Raw genomic sequence first — 18,325 nt, 5'->3', positions numbered from 1 at the left:
CATCCGATGACCGAATGAATGGGCGGCTAGCGGGGCACGCCGAACGAGGGCGGCGCGTCGGCCGCGGCGGTACCGAACCGTGCGTCCGGCTCGGCGCCCATGGTGAAGTCGAGGCGGCCGCCGGACAGCGCGAACGATTCGGGTAGCCAAGCCTTCGTGGTGTCCGCGCCGTTGACCCGCAATGCCCGGATGTACGGTGCGGCATCGGTGGCCTCGGGCGCGCTGATGGTGATCCGCTCGCCGGACGAGCGGCGGATCTCGGCGTTCGTGAAGGCCGGTCCGTGCACGAAAAGCTCAGCGCGGCCGGGGATTACGGGGTAGAGGCCGAGCGAGGCCCAGACGTACCAGGCCGACATGGTGCCGAGATCGTCGTTGCCCGCCAGGCCGTTCGGCGTCGGGCTGAACAGTTCGCTGCGGGCGCGCCGGACGACCTCCTGGGTCCGGTAGGGGAGTCCGGCCCAGGCGTACAGCCACGGCGTTTGCAGCGTCGGCTCGTTGCCGAGGTAGGCGAAGGGGGCGTGCGGGCCCGCGTTCAGCTGGCTGAAGAAGGTGTCCAGCCGTCCGGCCGCCTCGGCGTTGCCGCCCATCATGTCGAAGAGGGCGCGGACATCGTGGAAGGTCATCCAATGGTATTGCGCACCATTGCCTTCCACGTAACCGTCGGTGCCTGCCGGGTCGAAGAAGGGATTGAAGATGCCTTCGGCGGACCGGGGTTGCAGCCATTTCGTAAAGGGGTTGTACAGGTGCTGCCAGCCATGGGAGCTGCGCAGAAACTTGTCGTGCACGTTGCGTTCACCGAGCCGGTGCGCCAACTGGGCGATGCCGAAGTCGGCGATGTTGTACTCGAGGGTGTCCGACACCTGACCTGGCACCCAGCCGAGCCGTTGGTAATGCTCGTTGGCGGGACGTTCGGTGTAACCGGACTTCTCGCCGATGCGTTCGGCGCCCGCGACCATCGACGCGAGTGCCGCCTCGGCGTCGAAGTCGCGTGCCCCGAAGGCGTAGGTGCTGGCGATGATCGAGTGGTACGGGTCGCCGTTCATCACGCCGGTGACGGTGTTCTGATGCGACCAGCGGTCCCACACGTCGCCGAGGACGTGCGCGTTGTCGTACATCGACTGGGCGATGTCGGCGGCGACATCGGGTGCGAGCCAGGCGAGCAGCTGGGTTTCACTGCGGTAGATGTCCCAGCCGGAGAAGGTGGCGTAGTAGTGGTGTCCGGGGCGCACCCGGTGTGTCCGGCCGTCGAAGCCGGTGTAGCTGCCGTCGACGTCGTCGAAGATGTACGGCTGCAGGAACACGTGGTAGAGCGCGGAGTAGAAGGTGCGCAAACGATCCTGGTCGCCGCCGGTCACCTGAATCTGATCGAGCCTGCGCCGCCACGCCTCGCGCGCGTCCACCCGGACGGTGTCGAAGTCCTTCGGGCCGATCTCGGCGCTGAGATTGGCGCGGGCACCGTCGAGGCTGACATAGGACAGGCCGGTGCGCATCTGCACCGGCTGAGCCGAATCGAATTGCAAAAAAAGACCGGTGCCGAGGCCGTTGCTCGCGATCTCGCCGGATTTCGTGCGCCGGGTCGGTGCCGCACCACGGGTGGTGGTCGTGCCCGGCTTGATGACGTTGTCCTGCCAGCTGCCCGAGGCGGTGAATGGGCGGTCGAAGGTGGCGTGGAAGTAGACCCGGTAGCGGCCGCGTGAGCCGCAGAAACCGCCGGTGAGTGCCCAGCCGGAGACGGTGTCTCCGTCGATGGCGATCTCGGCGTCGTCGACTCCGTTCACCGAGCCGGTGACGTCGAGCAGCAGCGTGCCCGGCTTGTCCTTCGGGAAGGTGAAGCGGGCGACACCGGCCCTGGTCGACGCGGTCAGTTCCGTTTGCACGCCGCTGTCGGTGGTGACCCGGTAGTAGCCCGGACTGGCCTGCTCGTTGGCGTGATCGAAGGTTTGCAGGTAACCGGCGCCGTCGACGGCCGGTGACCGGCCGATGATGCCGGAGATCGGCAGCACCGGAAAGTCTTGCGCGCCAGTACAACCGGGGCCGGAGATATGCGTCATCGAGAACCCGTAGAGGCGGTTGTCCTCGTATTTGTAGCCACCACCCGCGGTGCGCACCGTGTCCGGGCTCCACTGCATCATGCCGAACGGTGCGACCGCGCCGGGGAAGGTCATGCCCGCGCCGCCGCCGTGGCCGAAATCGGGTCCGCCGTCCTGCGTTCCGACGAACGGGTTCACGTACCTGCTGGAATCGGCCGCGGTCTCGGCATGGGCGGCAACGGGAATGAAGGGGAGCAACAAGGGAACAACGATGCCGGCAAGACGGCGACGCGACATACCTCTCCTCGGCGAGCTGGCGACAACGTTGCCTCTGTGCCGGTCCATCCTGGCATCGGATTGTTCGCCGGAACGATCGACACGCCGCTGATCTGCGCATTCGTTGTTTGCCGGTGGCGGTGGGCGGTGCGTGCGGGTTTCGAGACCGTGCGGCCGGTTACGCAGCAGCAGTACAAGATCGAGCCGGAGCGCGGGCTGGATCGCGACGGCGGGAGGTATCGATCATGGGTGTGGGGGAACTGCTGGCGTTGGCTTCGGCGGTGTGCTTCGGCACGACGCACTTTCTCAGCGCGTTGCTTTCTCGTCGCGCTGATGCCACGGCGGTGGCGTTGTATGCGCAGCTCGGCGGGAGTGTGTTGATTCTGGCTGCGGTCCCGTTGGTCGCGGCGCCGCACGTTACGGCGGCGGCGTTGGCGTGGGGGGCGTTGTCCGGGATCGGGACCGGGCTCGGGGTCACGTTCCTTTATCGCGGGGTCAGTGGGGGACGGTTGAGTGTCGTGGTGCCGTTGAGTGACGTCGGTGCGTTGATGCTGCCGGTGATGGTGGGTGTGTTGTTGTTGGGGGAGCGGCCATCGTTGCTGAGCTGGGCTGGGATCGCCGCCGCCGGGCCGGCGATGTGGTTGGTCTCCCGGTCGTGCGACGACGATGATCGCCTCAGTGGCGGCAGCGTCGACGGGCTGATCGCGGGGGCCGGGTTCGCTTTGCAATTCATCGCGTTGGCCCGGATCGACTCGGCGGCCGGGTTGTGGCCGCTGGTCGTCAGCCGGTTCGCCTCGGTGGTGGCGATCGTGCCGCTCGCGGTGGGTGTGCACGCACCGCTGCGGATGCGTCCGCGGCTGCTGCTCGGGGCGGTCGGTACCGGGGCGCTCGGTACGGCGGGGGTCGTGCTCTATACCTGGGCCACGTGGCAGCAGCTGCTCGCGATCGCCGTGGTGCTGGCGGCGCTTTATCCCGTCATTCCAGTTGTGCTCGGGCTCACGGTGTTACGGGAGCGCGTGACCCGAACGCAGGTGGTCGGGCTGGTTTTGGCGGCTGCCTCCATTGCGGGCATCGCGCTCGCTTGAGTCAGCTCGCGAGATGGATTGCGTTGTCGTGCAGAGTATCCCGCAGGTCGGCGAGGGTGAGAATTTCGTGGATCCAGGTGGGTGCGGTGAGGGTTCTGTTGAGGACCGCCCGCACGACGGCGGCGGTGACCACGGCGGTGGCCAGGGATTGGCCACGGCCTGCCGCCCAGCGGGCCGAGCCGTCCGAGGCGCGGGCGAGCACCACCCAGCGGTCGCTGCCCGGCATGTGTTTCGGCGCAAGCGAACTCAATGCGGGTGCGCGGGTGAGCAGGGCGAGACCTGCGGTGGCCGAGCGGGAGTCGAGACGTAGGTAGGTGCGGACCGGGACCCCGAATTCTCGAGTGAGGCGGTGCTGGTCGGCAAAGTCGGCGCGCAGGGCTGCGGCGGGTTTGTAGCCGGACTCTTTCGGTGTCTCGAAACGGGTTGGCTTGGTGAAGTTTCGGATGCTGGTGCCGTCGGGGTCGGGGAAGTGCTTGCCGAGTAGGCCGTAGGTCCAGGCGGTTGCGGCGGGGCCGTGCTTTTCGCCGGATCCGAGGCCGGTCATGATGTCGACCGGGCCGCGATGGTTTGCCAGGGTTTCCACGGCGAGCAGGGTGGTCAGGCCCGGGGCCAAACCGACCCCGACGACGACCGGGCCTGCGACCTTCTCCAGGCTCTGCACGTATTCACTGGTGGCAGAGATATCCAGGAACGGGATGCCGCGATCGGCGCATATCTCGGCCAGTCGGATGTCCTCGGAGCCTGCGCAATTGACCACTGCGGCAACGTCGTTCAATGCAGCACTGAAGCTGTCGGGAGCGGACAGGTCGAGTACCACGTCCGCTCGGGCCGGATCTCGGCCTGCGGCCAGTGCTGTTAGGCCCTGCGCTCGCAGTAAGCGCACGACGTGTGCGCCGACCGCTCCGTAGCCGCCCAGTACCAGCACGTTCATCGAAAGACCTCCGAAAGTCGTTGCACCGTGAGGTCGTGGACCAGGCGCGCAATGCCACTGTAGTGAATCTTGCGCCGCGGCTTCGGGAAGCCTGCGAGGATGCGTGCGGATGGCAGGCTCGGCGGAATCGGGGCGTTGGTCACTACGACGCCCCGATTCGCTGATCGATCTGGCTGGTCAGAGCAGCCAGGGATTGGCCGCGCACACCGGGGTCGGGTGAGCGACCGGGTCGAGCGCGCGCAGCGCGATGGAGACGGCGCGGGGGGAGTAGAGCATCGAGTTGTGGTCGGAGATGTCCTGGACGCAACCGTCCTGCAGGAGGACATCATCGACCGTCGAACCCGGGCCCGCGGCCAGGTAGGTGCGGGTGAACGGGCTGGACACCTCGTCGTAGCGGTCGGCGACGATGGTGTATTCCACGCCGGACATCGTGTCGCCGCCATCGTTGAGCTTGGTGAGCACCGGCGATCCGATGAGCTGCTGGATACCCGCGTGGCCGATCAGCGCCTCGGTCGGCGTCGAAAGGTCAAGTCCCATCGTATTTTTGAAGACCCCGAGGAGATTGCCGAGACCGCTCAGTGTGGTGCCGTGGTTGGTGGCGCCGTAGGTGATGAGCTTGCGCACCTTGTTCGCCGCGGGATCGGCCTCGTTCGCGCCACCCTCGAACTTCAGGTACTGGCGTGCCACTACGCCGCCCTGGGAGTGCCCGATCATGTCGACCTGTCCCGTGCCGGAGGCGGCGAGAACCCGATCGACGAAGACGGCGAGCTGTTTCGCGGAGTCCTCGATGTACCCGGTGGCACCGATGGTGGGTTGGTTGAGCCCGGCGCCCGCGACGTTCGCGCGGCCATAGTTGAAGGTGAAAACGCAGTACCCTGCCTTGGCCAGTTGCGGAGACATGTAGGAATACGCGCCGAAGGCGCTGGCCCATGTTCCGTGCACCAGCACGACCGGACGCGGATGCGCGGCATCAGGCTTGCACGCCCAGTCGTTGGACCCCTGCGGCGCGACGTCCGGATTGACGAGCCCGTAGGCGAAAGCAGCCGCCTCGTCGGTCAGCACCGGCCCGTAACCGACCGTGTCGGAGGAGTGAGTTTCCGAGTCCGGCCCCGGATCCCCCACGGCCACGGCGGCATTGAGCCCTAACCCGACTATCGCGGCTGCCATGATCGCCGCGGCACTGCGCGACGAACGAAGGATGCTTCTCATTTGCTGGTCCCTATGGAGAGGTGTGCTGCGGCACAGACGTATGAAAGGTGATGGCGATGCGGAACGAAAACTGGTCGTACGACCAGTAGTGGGAAGAGTAGAGCGAATTCGCCAGAAATTAGCCGTGACTACTTTCACGCGGTCTCAGACCGCCTCGACCGCTGACCCCGCCCGGCCGGTAGACACGCGAATCCCCACCGACCCCCGCCCCCTTTCCTCACCGGCAATTCACCCAACGTTTCAGCAGTTCAGCACTGTCGAACGCAAGTTATTGCGCGCGGCAGACGGCTGGCACCGTCCACTCTCCCCGGCCGCACACCCTTCGTGTGAACCGCACACCCGGTATAGCGGGTGTGCAGCTCACAGAAAGGGTGTGCGGCTCTCCGTTCGAACCGGAGGAGTCAACTGGCGCGCGGGTGGATTGGCCGGACGCCGGCGAGTGCGCGCAACGCGTCCGCGCGGGAGATGGGTTGGTCGTCGGCGAGGGCGGCGAGTTCGACGGCGAGCCAGTCGCGGATGAGTTCGCTCATGGAGATGCCGCGGGCCTGGGCTTCGGCCTTGATGGATTGGTCCATGTCGAGGGGGAGGCGCAGGGAGCGCACCACCATGATGTCCTCGCCGGGCGTCATCGGCGGCGGCACGTCGGCATCGCGTACCGGTGCGTCATCGAAGACGAGGCTGTCCATCAACTCGTCCACGCCCTGCGGGGTGGCCGGAAAGTCGTTGTCGCCCATCACTGGTTCTCCTGTTCCCACTTTTCGAACTCGGCCACCTGCTCCGGGCTCATCGGTCGGGCGGCGACGATCTGCCATTGCCAAGGTTCGGCTTGGCGCAGGCCCACGATCAGCGGTCGGCCCGCGGCCGTGCGGCCCCAGATCGTGAGCATCTCGATGCCCGTACTGCCGCGACCGCGGCGTGGCCATCGTCGCTGCTTGGTCAGCACCTGCATCACCTCGTTCGGAGAGATCCCGATGAGCATGTCCAACGCCCAATCAGGCCACTCGAAACCCACACTCCGCATAATACGCGTGTATTACGCCTGGTGGCTATAGGTACTGACCCGGCGCGTCCCGCCGCGAAATGCAGCTGCGTCCTGATTCGCCGTGCTGGTAGAAGTAGTCCGTGATCTACGTCGACCTTCCGCTGACCGAGGACATCCGAGCCGCCGTTGCCGCCGAATGGGGATACAAGGGTGACGGCGAGCGATTGCATGGCGGTGAGGAGTCCGCGGCCTACCGCGTCGGCGATGTGGTGGTGCGGATCGGCGCATTGGATCGCGACCCGGCCGAGGTCGAATGGTGCAACAGCATTGCGGTCGCCACCGCCCGCACGGTGCCCGAGGCGGTGGCGCCGTTGCCGCGCGCGGACGGGTCGACGGTGCAGGTGGTGGCGGGCCGCCCGATCACCGTGTGGCCACTGATCGAGGGGCAGTGGGCCAGCAGCGAGGATCCGGTGCAGTTCGCCGAGGCGGCCCGGCTCTTGGCGCGCGTGCATCGCGCATTGGCAGACCATCGACCGCCGCCGCGACCCAAGCGGTCGTTCCTCGAGATCGGGCTCGATGGTGCGCCGTCCCCGGAACTGCTGGATCCTGACCTGGACCGGTGGCTCGCCGAGTTCAGCAGAACCGCCCGCCCGCAACCCCTGCACGGCGACTACTACGAGGGCAATCTGCTGGCTCTGGACGGTCATGTCACCGCTGTGCTCGACTGGGATGAGGCACTGGTCGCCCCGCCGGAGGTCGAACTCGCTTCCGCCGCATTGGAATTCGCCGATGTACTGGGGCGTGACCTCGCCGACGCACGCGAGTTCGTCGACAATTACCACGCTGAAGGCGGGACAGCCGGGCAGCTGGACGATTTGGCGCTCGCGCAACTGATGCGGCACCGATTGCGCAGGGAGGCAGTCTATTTCGGCATTGCGGTCGCGCGCGGTGTCGAGCACGACGAGGACGATCTCGAGTACCATCGAAAGCGTATGGATACGTTTCATCTCCTTCGACCGTGAATCGAACGGACCGCGATACGAGGATCACTGAAAACTCCAACATTCAACGGCTATTGCCGTATCCGGAGGACCGGCCGCCAATTATGTAGCGGCGGGGCAATTTACCTGTTTTCCCCACTTCGGCTGGGGAGCTGCGGGCGGGTTTGAACGACTTACAGTGAGTTCCATCCGATCCCGGAGCACTGTGAGGCACCAAATGTACAAAAAAGCAACAATCCTCGGCGCAGCAATATTCGCGCTTGCTATTCCGCTGGCGGGTTCGCCGGCTTCCGGAGCGCCTGCCCCCGGTTGGGACATGCCGACGCCCCCCGACAAGATTGTCATCGACGTGGTGACCGTCAATGGCACCGGCTGCCCACAGGGAACCGCGGCGGTCGCGGTATCGCCCGACAACACCGCCTTCACCGTCACCTACAGTGCGTACACCGCGCAGGTGGGCGTGGGGTCGAACCCGACCGACTTCCGCAAGAACTGCCAGATCAACCTGAATGTCCATGTCCCACAAGGCTTCACCTACGGGATCGCGCAGGCCGACTACCGTGGCTTCGCCCACTTGGAGAAGGGCGCGACGGCACTGGAACGGGCCAGGTATTACTTCCAGGGCAACTCGCCGACAGAATTTGTCGACCACACGTTCAAGGGTGGCATGAACGACGACTGGCAGGTGACCGACAAGACCGAGGTCGGCGCGATCGTCTACAAGCCGTGTGGCGAATTCCGCAATTTCAATATCAACACCCAATTGCGGGTGGATGCCGGCACGTCGGACCCGAAAAAGACCACCAGTTTCATCACCATGGATTCTGTCGACGGAGCCATCAACACCACGTATCACTTCGCGTGGAAGAAATGCTGATACGTCGACAATAGCGAACCTCGCTTAGCGCCGCTCAGTCGCGCGACACCTCTTCGAAATGGAACCAGGCCTCTATCCGTGCCTCATGCGCGGATAGAGGTCTGTTCTATGCCCGAAATACGTCCCACCTTTTCTCGGCCTCCCGTAGCGGCGACCCGGTGTCCGCGCGAAGATAGTGGGATGGAACTGATCGGCGGCATCGAGAAGCGAGACATCCACATCGTCGACTACGACCCCGCCTGGTCACAGCGCTTCGCCACAGAGCACGCGCGCATCGCCCGCGCACTCGGCGCCACCGCCCGCCGCATCGACCACATCGGCTCGACCTCGGTGCCCGGGCTCGCCGCCAAGCCGATCGTCGATATCGACCTGTGCGTGCCCGACGTCGAGGACGAAGGGGCGTATCTTCCCCCCTTGCTGGCCGCGGGTTATCAGCTTCGGGTCCGCGAGCCCGGCCACCGCATGGTCCGAACCCCGCAGCGCGACGTCCACGTCCATATCGTCACCGTCGGCAGTGACTGGGAACACCGCCAACTCCTGTTCCGCGACTGGTTGCGGCACGACAGCCGTGATCGCATCGCCTACGAGCAACTCAAAAGGCGACTCGCGCAGCAGAACTGGGCCGATATGAACGACTATGCCGACGCCAAGGGGCCATTGATCGCCGAAATCATTCAGCGGGCGCAGGCGTGGGCCGAGTCGATCGACTGGACTCCTGAGGAGCCCGCGTCGCCGACGCTGGGCGACAAGTGACCGGGCGAGAGCGCCGTTCGACTGCCCGACGCAATCAGGCCGGCGCCCCGGTAAGCGGCAGTCGCTAACTCTGGTGCGGCTGAGCGGTCCTTTCGAGGAGGAACAGGGCGAGCGTCGCTAGCTTGACGTGCGGGCGGGGATGGGTAGGTGGTTGGGGCGGTGGGCGGTCGGGGGAACATCCGGGCGGGTTTGCCACGGAAGGGGACCGTTGAGCGGCCGGTATTCGACGCCGAGGGCCTCTAGGCGGGGGAGGTGATGGTCGCGCAGCCGAGGCAGGAATTCGGTGTAGCTGCGGGCCGGTGGACTCCACGCGAGTTCGGCGATCGCGCAGAGGCGCGGGAAGGCGGCGTAGTCGACTCGCCGCACCGTATCGAGGTGCTCGCTCCACAGCTGAGCTTGCATACCGAGGACTTGCGGTCCGTCGAGCGGCGGCTCGTAGCCGTACACGTCCTCCAGGGTGCGCAGGTAGCCCACGGGGATCGGTTCATCGGGGTGATCGGACTGCCGGTGGTCGAGGTAGAGGTGGTCCTCCGGGCACAGCACCACCTCGTGGCCCGCTGCGACCGCGCGAGTGGCCGCGGCATCGTCACGCCAGGCGCCGATCACCATGGGCGGCAACGTACCTGCGTCGAGCACCTCGTCCCAGCCCAGCGCCCGGCGGCCGCGGGAAGCGAGATAGGTGGCGAGGTCGGCTACGAGACGGGCGTGCGCCGGTGTCGCGCCCGGAACCTCGTCGCCGCCGATTCCTATGACGGGCGATGGGAACACGGACAGCACATGATCGAGGACCCGGCGGAAGAAGTCGAGTGTGTGCGCTGTGGGATCGAGCAGCGAGGTGCTGATGCCCCAGGAAGTCCATACCTCCCAGGCCGTTTCGGGTTCGGGTCCGAGCTCGGGGTAGGCGGCGATCGCGGCTCGGGCATGGCCCGGCACGTCGATCTCCGGCACCACGGTGATCGAGCGTCCGGCCGCGTACGCGACGATCTCGCGTAGGTCGTCGCTGGTGTAGAAGCCACCGTGCGGTCGGCCGTCACGCTCCGGACCGTCATGCCGACCGACCATCGATCCCGTTCGCCACGAACCGATTTCGGTCAGCTTCGGGAACTCGGGGACCTCGATGCGCCAGCCCTGATCGTCGGTCAGATGCAGGTGCAGCACATTGAGTTTGTGCACGGCGAGCAGGTCGATGAACCGCAGGACCTCTGCTTTCGTGCGGAAATTGCGGGCGACATCGAGCAGGCAACCGCGCCAACGGAACCGCGGATGATCCTCGATCACCCCGCACGGCACAGTGTGCCCCTCGGCGTCGATCACCGCGGCCCGGAACGCATCCGGGCCCGCGAGTTGACGCAGCGTCTGCTGCGCGTGGTTGCGGCCAGCATCATCGGCGACGGTGAGCGTGATGCCGCCGGTCGCGATCTCCAGCCGGTACCCCTCCGGCGGCAGGCCGGTATCGGTGCGCACGTCGAGCTCCGACGGCCATGCGCAGATGCCGGCTTGCGGGATCGCCGAGACTGGCCGGGGGAGCAGCGTGTCGAAACCTGGCATGTCAGCCCTTCACCGCCCCGCCGAGCCCGGAGACCAGCTTGCGCTGCACGAGCACGAACAGCACCAGCGCCGGAATCGTCATCAGCGTCGAGGCCGCCATCACCGCGCCCCAATCGGTGTCCTCCGGTTTGAAGAACACCAGGATTGCCTGTGGCAGCGTCTGATTCTCGGTTTTGGAGATGATGAACGTCTTGGCGAACAGGAAGTCGTTCCACGCGTGGATGAACGACAGCACACTGACCGACACCAGCCCGGGCGCCACCAGCGGCAGCAGGATCTGCCAGGCGAACCGAAGCCGGCTCGCCCCATCGAGTTTCGCCGCCTCCTCCAGCTCGACCGGCACCGCCGCGACGAAGCCGCGCAGCAGCCAGATGGCCAGCGGCAAACTGAATACCAGATCCACCAGCATGATCGAGCCGAGTTCGTTGAGCCCCAAGGCCGGAACCGTACCGCCGACCGAACGCATCAGGAAGAACAGCGGAATCGTCAACGCTTCCACGGGAACCATCTGCGCTACCAGGATCATCACCAGCAGCAACGTTCGCCCGCGAAACCGGAAGCGGGTCAACGCCACCGCGGACAGGAACGACAACAGCAGCGAAAGAAACACCACGACAACGGCGATCAGCAAGCTGTTGAGGAAGAACCGTCCGAAACCGTTCATCGACAGCACCCGGGTGAAACTGTCCAGGCTGGGCGCCAAGGTCCACGGCCTCGGGTCGGCGGACTGGATCTCACCCGGCGGCTTGAGGGCGGACAAGGCCATCCAATACAGCGGGAAGGCGACGAATCCGGCGATCACCACCGCGACCACCTCGGCGACAAGCCGTCCGGGCTTGCGCGGAGTGCGCGGCATCGTTTTCACTGCCATGGGGTGCTCCTGCGCTGGGACCGGACGTAGAGCCCGGTGATCGACAACAGCAACAGCGTCATCAGGACTCCGATCGCTGAGCCGAGCCCGTATTCCTGCCCGGCGAAGGCCTTTTGGTAGGCGTAGACATTGAGCACCAGGTTGCGCCCGGCGACACCGCCGCCATTGGTCATGACATAGATCTGGGTGAACACCTTGAAGTCCCAGATGATCGACTGGATCGTCGCGATCAGCAGCAATGGCTTCAGTATCGGGAGGATCACCGAGCGAGCCGCCCGCCACGTCGACGCGCCGTCCAGCGCCGCGGCCTCCAGCACCTCCTCCGGGATCGCCTTGATGCCCGCGTACATGGTCACCATGACGAACGGGAACGAACACCAGATCACCTCGGCGGCAACCAGTCCGAACGCGCTGAGCGTGCCGAAGGTCCACGAGTGCCCGTCCATCGACCGGAACCCGAGACCGGACAGCGCTTCGTTGACGATGCCGAAGTCGGCATCGAACAGGAACAGCCAGACGTAAGACCCGGCCATGGCCGGCGTCGCCCACGCGCCGAGCGCCGCGAGGAACAGGATCATCCGCGGCACCGCCCGGATGCGCGTCGCCAGGACGGCCAGTGCCGTGCCGACCACCAGCCCGCCGACCACGCACACCCCACCGAACACGAAGGTGTTGGCCAGCACGAGCCAGAACTGGCTGTCCGAGAGCAGTTCTCGGTAATTGCCCAGCCCGATGAACTCCAGCGGTGCGGCACCGGTGGCCTGCGCCTGCCCGTAGTCGTAGAACGAGATCAGGATGATCTGATAGATCGGGTAGATCAGCACGGCGGCGAGCAGTAGCCCCGCGGGCGCAAGGTAGAGCCACGCGGTGAGCGTGTCCCGCCTGACGCGACGCCGTTTCGCCGGTGGTCGCGGCGCGGGAGTGATGATCGGTATTTCCTGGATTGCCATGTGCGCCTACCTGAATGCCTTGTTCATCGCGGCGGCCGCCGCGTTCAACGCCGCCGAGGGTTCCTTGGCCCCGGTGGCGATCTGCTGCACCGCGGTCGGCAGCAGGTTCTGGCTGTCGATCGTCGACCACGCCGGTGTGCTCGGCACGAACTTCGTTCCCGCGCGCAGCGTTTCGACGAACGGCGCGAGGAAGGGATCGTTCGCCGCCAGCTGCCGCTGCACACTGGTCAGCGTCGGAAGGTTCCCCATCGCCCGGTACATCTTCTCCTGATACTTTGCGCTGCCGAGCAATTGGACGAAGTCGACGGCCAGGCCGCGCCGCATGCTCGCGCGGAAGACGCCGAGCAGGTTCCCGCCCGCGAAGGCCGGTGCGACCGAGCCCGGTTCGGTGCCTGGCAGCGGGATCACCGCGTACTTGTCCTTGGACGCACCCTGATCCATGGCCTTGCGGCTGAAGTCGCCGCCGATCGTCATCGCGGCCTTGCCGCCCGCGAAGGCCTGCACGCTCTGGGTTCCGGTGAAGTCCGCGCACTGCGCGGGCGGGCAGATGTCGTCTTTGATCAGCTCCGCGTAGCGGGTGACCCCCTCCTTCGCCCGGTCGGCGTTGAGCGTGGCGTTCCACATCGTGCCGTCGTTCTCGGCGATCTCGCCGCCGTGCGCCCAGAGGAACGGCAGCATGGCGTAGGTGTACTTGCCGCCCACCGAAATGCCGTACAAATCAGGGCGTTTCGCGCGGACCTGGCGTGCGGTGTCGGCGAGTTCGGCCAGCGTCGTCGGCGGTCGCAGACCCAGTTCGGTGAAGATGTCGGTGCGGTAGTACAGCGCGCGAATGCCGGTGTACCAGGGCAGCCCGTAGACCTTCCCGCCGGATTTCGCGGTCTCCAGGACGGACGGGTCGATGTCCTTGCCCTCCGGCCACGCCGCGAGATCGGCGCTGAGATCGGCGAAAGCGCCGGTGACGGCGTACCCGGCGAGGTCGGTGTTGCCGAACTCGGCGAGATCGGGCGCGCTGGCCGGGTCGTTGAAGGCGCCCGCGAACTTCTCGGCGCGCGCGGCCACCGGCACCCACTGCACGTCGACGTCGACATTCGGCCGCGTCGCCTCGAACTCCGCGATCGCCTCGTTGACCACCGCTTCCTTCGGCGCGCGGTTCGCCTCGTCGAACAGCCAGACCCGGACGGTGCCGGTCTTCTCGTCACCACCCGAGCCCGCCGGGCCGGACTGCACCGGCGCGCACCCGGCGAGCAGGAACAGTGCGGCTCCGAGCGTCAGTGCGCGTCGCACGGCCCCGCCTGACCGGAATTCACGGTGCAGCATCAATCTTCGGTCCATTCATTCGTTGCATATAGTGCAACATGTATTGCGTTGCGTGCCACAATGTTTAGCACCAAGCTGGGTCACATTCAATAGGCGAATGTGACGCGCATCGCAGTGGTAACTCCCCGCGGAAGTTTGCCTCCGGTAAACCGGCTGGGGTCTATCGTCGGTAGTGGCCGAGTTGCCGCGCGGGAGGAGAGCCGACACTGCTGACCGTGATCGGGGCACCGTTCAACTCCGCCGGCGCCACCGGCGGAGTGGCGAACGCGCCTGCCGAGTTGCGAGAAGCCGGACTCCTCGGCGCATTACGAACTCGCCGGTCCGACGTCCGCGATCTCGGTGACGTCGATGTCGGTACGCCCCGGCCGACGCGTGACCCGGCGAGCGCCCTGATTTCCCTGGAATCCCTCACCGCCACAACCAATTCCATCCGGACCGCGGTGATCGAAAGCGTTGCGGCGGGGGAGTTCCCGCTGGTGCTCGGCGGTGACTGCCCTGTCCTGCTCGGCGCTCTGCGCGGTGTCCAGGACGCACTCGGTGACGTCGCACTGGTCTTCGTCGACGGACATGAGGACGCGTGGCCGCCGGATCGCAGCACCACCGGCGAAGCTGCCGACTGCGAACTCGGCCTGATGCTGGCGCCCGCCGACCTACCGCCCGAGTTGACAGCTCAGCTGCCCACCCTAGACCCCACCCGCGTCGTCGCCCTCGGCCCCCGCGACGCCGCAGAATTGCAGGCCGCCGACGTGCCGTCGCTTGCCTCCACCATCGCACTGCTCACCGACCGCGAGCTGCGCGGAAAAGCCGCCGTTCCCACGGAAATCGCCGTCGGTCGTTTCCGCCGCCGCGGCTTCCCGTGGTGGTTGCACGTCGACTTGGACGTGCTGTCCACCGCGGCGATGCCTGCCGTGGACTACCCGCAACCCGGCGGCCTGGACTGGTCGGACCTCGCCGCCATAACCCACGCTGCCATCCACCCGGTTGTGTCGGAATGACATTGACGATCTACAACCCCGACCTCGACACGGACGGCCTGCAAGCCCAACGCATTGTCGGCTACCTTGCGGATGCGCTGGCTGAAACCCCGGAAGTGGCCTGAGACAAGCACATTCGCGTTTCCGGTAACGGATCGAGCTTCGGTGCCGATCATCGGCATGTGCTCGTTTACTGGCGACCGATCCTCGGTGGATCGGCGGCCCTGCTGCTCGTAATCCTCGCGCTATGGCTGATGCCCACGGCCGAGCATCCGGTACCCGCAACCGATCAGCATGTGCGGACGTTGCCCCACATCCCGTCACCCACCGGTGAAAACCCTTCTACCGCAACAGTTCAGCCCGATTCCCGGCGCCAATAGGCGTCACGCGTTCACGGGATGGATCCGATCCGCGCCGATCCGGTCGATGCGGTCCCGGCCCCAGGTGCCGAGCGGTTCGAGCGCGCGGTTGAGTGCGGTACCCAATTCGGTGAGCTGGTATTCCACCCGCGGCGGCACCTCGCGATAGACCTCCCGCGACACGATCCCGTCCTCCTCCAGCTCGCGCAGCTGCTGAATCAGCATCTTCTCCGAGACGCCCGGCAGCCCCCGGCGCAACTCGCCGAAGCGGCGGATCCCATGCGTCTCCAGCTCCCACAGGATCAGCGCCTTCCACTTGCCGCCGATCACATCCATCGCCGCGTCGATGCCGCAGAAGTATGGTCCGGATCTCTTTTCGCCCATCGTCCGACCTCGCTACCTGTTCACACACCCATGGGTAAGTACCGGACTAAATAGTAGGTACTTGTCGCCGTAGCGGGCAAAGAGCAGCCTTGGTTCCAGCGCGCTGACCACCGTTTCACACACTTGCCAAGGAGTTGACCCCGCAATGGCGGAGACCACGAACACCCCCGTGACCATCCTCGGACTCGGCGCGATGGGCCAGGCGCTGGCCGCAACCCTGCTGAAAGCCGGCCACCCGACCACCGTGTGGAACCGTACCCCCGGCAAGGACGCCGACCTCATCGCCGCCGGCGCCAACGGCACCACCTCCGTCGCCGAAGCCGTCCAGGCCGACGGCCCGATCATCGCCGTCCTCTTCGACCACGCCTCCGTGCACGCCACCCTCGACCCCGTCGCTGACCAGCTGTCCGGCAAACAGGTCATCAACCTGACCAGCACCGCCCCCGAGGAAGCCAGGGAACTCGCCGCCTGGGCCGCCGCACACGGCATCGACTACCTCGACGGCGGCATCATGGCAATCCCGCCCATGATCGGCGAGCCCGGCGCCTCCATCCTCTACAGCGGTTCCCAGGCCCTCTTCGACCAGCACCGCGCAACCCTCGAATTGCTCGCCGCCGCAGAATATTTCGGCGACGACGCCGGCTTGGCCTCCACCTACGACTTCGCCCTGCTCGCCAACATGTACGCCATGTTCGGCGGCTTCATGCACGGCGCCGCCATGATGCGCTCCGTAGGCGTCTCCGCCAGCGCCTTCGCCGAACGAGCCATGCCCTGGGTGACCGCCATGGCCCAGATGCTCCCCGCCTACGGCGAAATCATCGACAGCGGCGACTACACCACCCCCACCCAATCCCTCGCCTTCCACAAAGCCGCCATCGACGCCATCAACCGCGCCACCCGCGACGCAGGCGTCGCCGTCGACTTCGTCGCCCCCATCAAAAACCTCATCGACCGCCAGGTCGCCGACGGCCACGGAGCTATGGAGTTCGCCAGAACCATCGAAGAACTCCTCTGACGGGACCGGGCTCCCGACTCGCACCCCGGGAGCCCACCAACCCCCGATAAAACGCATGGTCAGCCCGCGATTTGGTCCACGCCGCCACATCCTATAATCTTGCTGAGCACCACCGGTCCGGGTGGCGGAATGGCAGACGCGCTAGCTTGAGGTGCTAGTGCCCTTTAACGGGCGTGGGGGTTCAAGTCCCCCTCCGGACACACGTGTTAACCACCGGGATACCGGCACTGACCACAGCAAGCTGTTGGCGGTGCCGGTATTTTATTTCCACGTGCAAGGCTTCGTAGAGTGTGGCTTGATCTTCAGGTGCGCCAGCTGACAGCACCGCTCGGATGTCGCCTAGCGAGTCGAGTTCGCTGACGGTCATCTGTCTGATGGTGGGGATGGTGTCCAATTCGGCTTGGGCTATTGCTCTTTCGGCTTGCGCTTGGTTCATCGGTTCGATGAGTGCTTGGACGTCGACGCCGGCTTCGATCGCGGTCTGATAGCGCCGGAGTTTCGTCTCAGCCGTGTTGAGTCGTTGGCGAACGAGCTGGCGTTGGAGTTCGCCGTCGGTGTCGGCCTGGGCGGCGATCAAGGTTGCGATGGTCTCGGCGCGGTGGCGTCGGTCGAAGACGGTGGCGATCCAGTTATTTACCGGCACGATGAGTCGTGACTCGGCGAGGTTCACCGTTTTGGGGTGGCTCTCGAGGGCTGGGCTGCTGGGGGCGAGAGTGCTTGCCCTGCATCGGTACCAGACGGAGTTGTCCTTGATTCCGCCTTCTAATCTTGCGATCGCAGTCGCCGCAGCGGATTCGGCTGCGGAATCGATACAGTTGGCGGCCGGTAACCCTGGTGCGTTCGAGCTTGGCGCGTCGTTGCAGTCCGCCGTCTCCGCGTGCCCGGCGTGCGAGTTGGACTTGGGTATAGGTCTCGACGCTGATGATCGCGGGATGGGCGGGTTCGCGCGAGCGGATCACGCGGTCGTTGCTCGATCTGCGGAACCGGACGACTTTGCCCGCCGCTACGTCGTCGCGGTCGAGGCGAACGGCGCTTCATGTACTTCGAGGAACGAAGTTCGCTCTGGACATGCACCGCGGGCGGGTATCGCGTGGTGCTCGGCCCCGAGGTCGACGCGGTTCAGGGGCTTTGGCGGAGGGGGTTGTTGATGAGCCTTCCCGTTTCGTCTACCTCCGAGCGTGTTTCGGTGAGGCGAGGGTCGCTGGCGCCGAGGAGGTCGGCCGCTTGCTTGGACAGGATGAGTCCACGTTTGCGGCCGCGGGGTATGGCGAAGTCGTCGTGGCCTGGTTCGCCGTTGATGAGGATGCCGTAGAACTCGGGGATCTGGATGGTTTCGGGACCCTGCGCTTCGGGGGCGGGCACTCTGGTGCCCGGAACCAGTCGGAAACCGGGCATCGCGCCGGCGGCCAGTGCCCGGCCAATGGTGCGGCTGCCGCGTATACCCCGGATTGCGAGGTGAAGAATTCGCTGCGGACCGGAAAGGCGGATTCTAGGTATGTGGAGGTGGTTTCTGGCGTGTCCGCGCGTCACTAAGCGTGAATTGTCCCAGGTCGGCGGGAACTTCCGGATGTAGCGTGAAGTACTTCATTCGTCTTGCTCCTTGCCTATGGTTTCGATGTTTGTCACGTCGGCCTCCGCGATTTCCGATCCTAGGGCGTCGGTATCTACCTTCGGCTGCGATCGGAATCGGGACGGGGATCTGTGGTCGGCCGGGCCCAGGTACGGGATATGGAAAAGGAGGGTCACCGGGCTCGCGTCGCGGA

18 protein-coding genes and 1 tRNA gene are annotated in these 18,325 nt (G+C 65.9%); 7 read left to right on the top strand and 12 right to left on the bottom strand.

The features are described from left to right. Positions 1–26: 26 nt before the first annotated feature. Positions 27–2,327: a GH92 family glycosyl hydrolase gene (locus DMB37_RS04910; RefSeq protein ID WP_135231673.1), complete on the bottom strand. Its 2,301-nt coding sequence runs from the start codon at positions 2,325–2,327 to the stop codon at positions 27–29. 224 nt (positions 2,328–2,551) lie between these two features. On the opposite strand from DMB37_RS04910, the gene DMB37_RS04905 reads away from it, so the two are divergent. Beyond that, entirely contained in the window at positions 2,552–3,391 is an 840-nt protein-coding gene (locus DMB37_RS04905; RefSeq protein WP_206055192.1) for an EamA family transporter, read from the top strand. A gap of 1 nt (position 3,392) precedes the next feature. On the opposite strand, the gene DMB37_RS04900 is transcribed toward DMB37_RS04905, so the two are convergent. From DMB37_RS04900 to DMB37_RS04885, 4 genes are all read right to left on the bottom strand, one after another. Beyond that, a complete protein-coding gene (locus DMB37_RS04900) occupies positions 3,393–4,322 on the bottom strand; it encodes an NAD-dependent epimerase/dehydratase family protein (RefSeq protein ID WP_135231672.1) in 930 nt (309 codons plus the stop codon). 177 nt (positions 4,323–4,499) lie between these two features. Beyond that, on the bottom strand, positions 4,500–5,531 hold the full coding sequence (locus DMB37_RS04895; RefSeq protein ID WP_135231671.1) for a triacylglycerol lipase: 1,032 nt from the start codon (positions 5,529–5,531) through the stop codon (positions 4,500–4,502). Between the two features lie 401 nt (positions 5,532–5,932). Further along, positions 5,933–6,265: a ribbon-helix-helix protein, CopG family gene (locus tag DMB37_RS04890; RefSeq protein WP_167768747.1), complete on the bottom strand. Its 333-nt coding sequence runs from the start codon at positions 6,263–6,265 to the stop codon at positions 5,933–5,935. Further along, on the bottom strand, positions 6,265–6,552 hold the full coding sequence (locus DMB37_RS04885) for a hypothetical protein (RefSeq protein WP_228541599.1): 288 nt from the start codon (positions 6,550–6,552) through the stop codon (positions 6,265–6,267). The genes DMB37_RS04890 and DMB37_RS04885 overlap by 1 nt, the downstream gene beginning before the upstream one ends. A gap of 101 nt (positions 6,553–6,653) precedes the next feature. Between DMB37_RS04885 and DMB37_RS04880 the strand changes: the two genes are divergently transcribed. From DMB37_RS04880 to DMB37_RS04870, 3 genes are all read left to right on the top strand, one after another. Then, complete coding sequence (locus tag DMB37_RS04880) at positions 6,654–7,535, top strand: phosphotransferase enzyme family protein (protein ID WP_135231669.1); 882 nt, start codon at positions 6,654–6,656, stop codon at positions 7,533–7,535. A 196-nt stretch (positions 7,536–7,731) separates the two neighbouring features. Beyond that, entirely contained in the window at positions 7,732–8,391 is a 660-nt protein-coding gene (locus DMB37_RS04875) for a DUF4360 domain-containing protein (RefSeq protein ID WP_135231668.1), read from the top strand. 180 nt (positions 8,392–8,571) lie between these two features. After that, positions 8,572–9,144 (top strand): GrpB family protein, encoded by a 573-nt coding sequence (locus DMB37_RS04870; protein ID WP_206055191.1) that lies wholly within the window; start codon positions 8,572–8,574, stop codon positions 9,142–9,144. Between the two features lie 117 nt (positions 9,145–9,261). On the opposite strand, the gene DMB37_RS04865 is transcribed toward DMB37_RS04870, so the two are convergent. The 4 genes from DMB37_RS04865 to DMB37_RS04850 are packed head-to-tail and all read right to left on the bottom strand — an operon-like array spanning position 9,262 to position 13,797. Then, positions 9,262–10,692: a beta-N-acetylhexosaminidase gene (locus tag DMB37_RS04865; protein WP_135231666.1), complete on the bottom strand. Its 1,431-nt coding sequence runs from the start codon at positions 10,690–10,692 to the stop codon at positions 9,262–9,264. A gap of 1 nt (position 10,693) precedes the next feature. Then, a complete protein-coding gene (locus tag DMB37_RS04860; RefSeq protein WP_167768746.1) occupies positions 10,694–11,563 on the bottom strand; it encodes a carbohydrate ABC transporter permease in 870 nt (289 codons plus the stop codon). Beyond that, the gene (locus DMB37_RS04855; RefSeq protein ID WP_135231665.1) at positions 11,554–12,513 is read right to left on the bottom strand and encodes a carbohydrate ABC transporter permease; all 960 of its coding nucleotides are present in this window, start codon (positions 12,511–12,513) and stop codon (positions 11,554–11,556) included. Before DMB37_RS04855 ends, DMB37_RS04860 begins: the two co-directional genes overlap by 10 nt. Before the next feature lie 6 nt (positions 12,514–12,519). Next, positions 12,520–13,797 (bottom strand): extracellular solute-binding protein, encoded by a 1,278-nt coding sequence (locus DMB37_RS04850; RefSeq protein WP_240772250.1) that lies wholly within the window; start codon positions 13,795–13,797, stop codon positions 12,520–12,522. Positions 13,798–14,045: 248 nt separating this feature from the next. On the opposite strand from DMB37_RS04850, the gene DMB37_RS04845 reads away from it, so the two are divergent. Further along, a complete protein-coding gene (locus DMB37_RS04845; protein WP_167768745.1) occupies positions 14,046–14,825 on the top strand; it encodes an arginase family protein in 780 nt (259 codons plus the stop codon). Positions 14,826–15,187: 362 nt separating this feature from the next. Here DMB37_RS04845 and DMB37_RS04840 read toward each other — a convergent pair whose 3' ends face one another. Beyond that, positions 15,188–15,547 carry a helix-turn-helix domain-containing protein gene (locus tag DMB37_RS04840; protein ID WP_135231663.1) on the bottom strand — a complete coding sequence of 120 codons (360 nt, stop codon included), beginning with the start codon at positions 15,545–15,547 and terminating at the stop codon, positions 15,188–15,190. A gap of 145 nt (positions 15,548–15,692) precedes the next feature. On the opposite strand from DMB37_RS04840, the gene DMB37_RS04835 reads away from it, so the two are divergent. Then, positions 15,693–16,562, top strand: a complete 870-nt coding sequence (locus tag DMB37_RS04835) for an NAD(P)-dependent oxidoreductase (RefSeq protein ID WP_135231662.1) — start codon at positions 15,693–15,695, stop codon at positions 16,560–16,562. A 115-nt stretch (positions 16,563–16,677) separates the two neighbouring features. Then, positions 16,678–16,762 (top strand) — tRNA-Leu (locus DMB37_RS04830). On the opposite strand, the gene DMB37_RS04825 is transcribed toward DMB37_RS04830, so the two are convergent. After that, positions 16,744–17,232, bottom strand: a complete 489-nt coding sequence (locus DMB37_RS04825; protein WP_135231661.1) for a hypothetical protein — start codon at positions 17,230–17,232, stop codon at positions 16,744–16,746. The genes DMB37_RS04830 and DMB37_RS04825 overlap by 19 nt on opposite strands. Positions 17,233–17,681: 449 nt before the next feature. Beyond that, complete coding sequence (locus DMB37_RS04820) at positions 17,682–17,924, bottom strand: hypothetical protein (protein WP_135231660.1); 243 nt, start codon at positions 17,922–17,924, stop codon at positions 17,682–17,684. Between the last annotated feature and the right edge of the window lie 401 nt (positions 17,925–18,325).

The sequence above is a fragment of the Nocardia sp. CS682 genome (genome assembly GCF_004634405.1).
Taxonomy (GTDB): Bacteria; Actinomycetota; Actinomycetes; order Mycobacteriales; family Mycobacteriaceae; genus Nocardia; species Nocardia ninae.
This window is presented reverse-complemented; position numbering and strand designations above follow the sequence as displayed.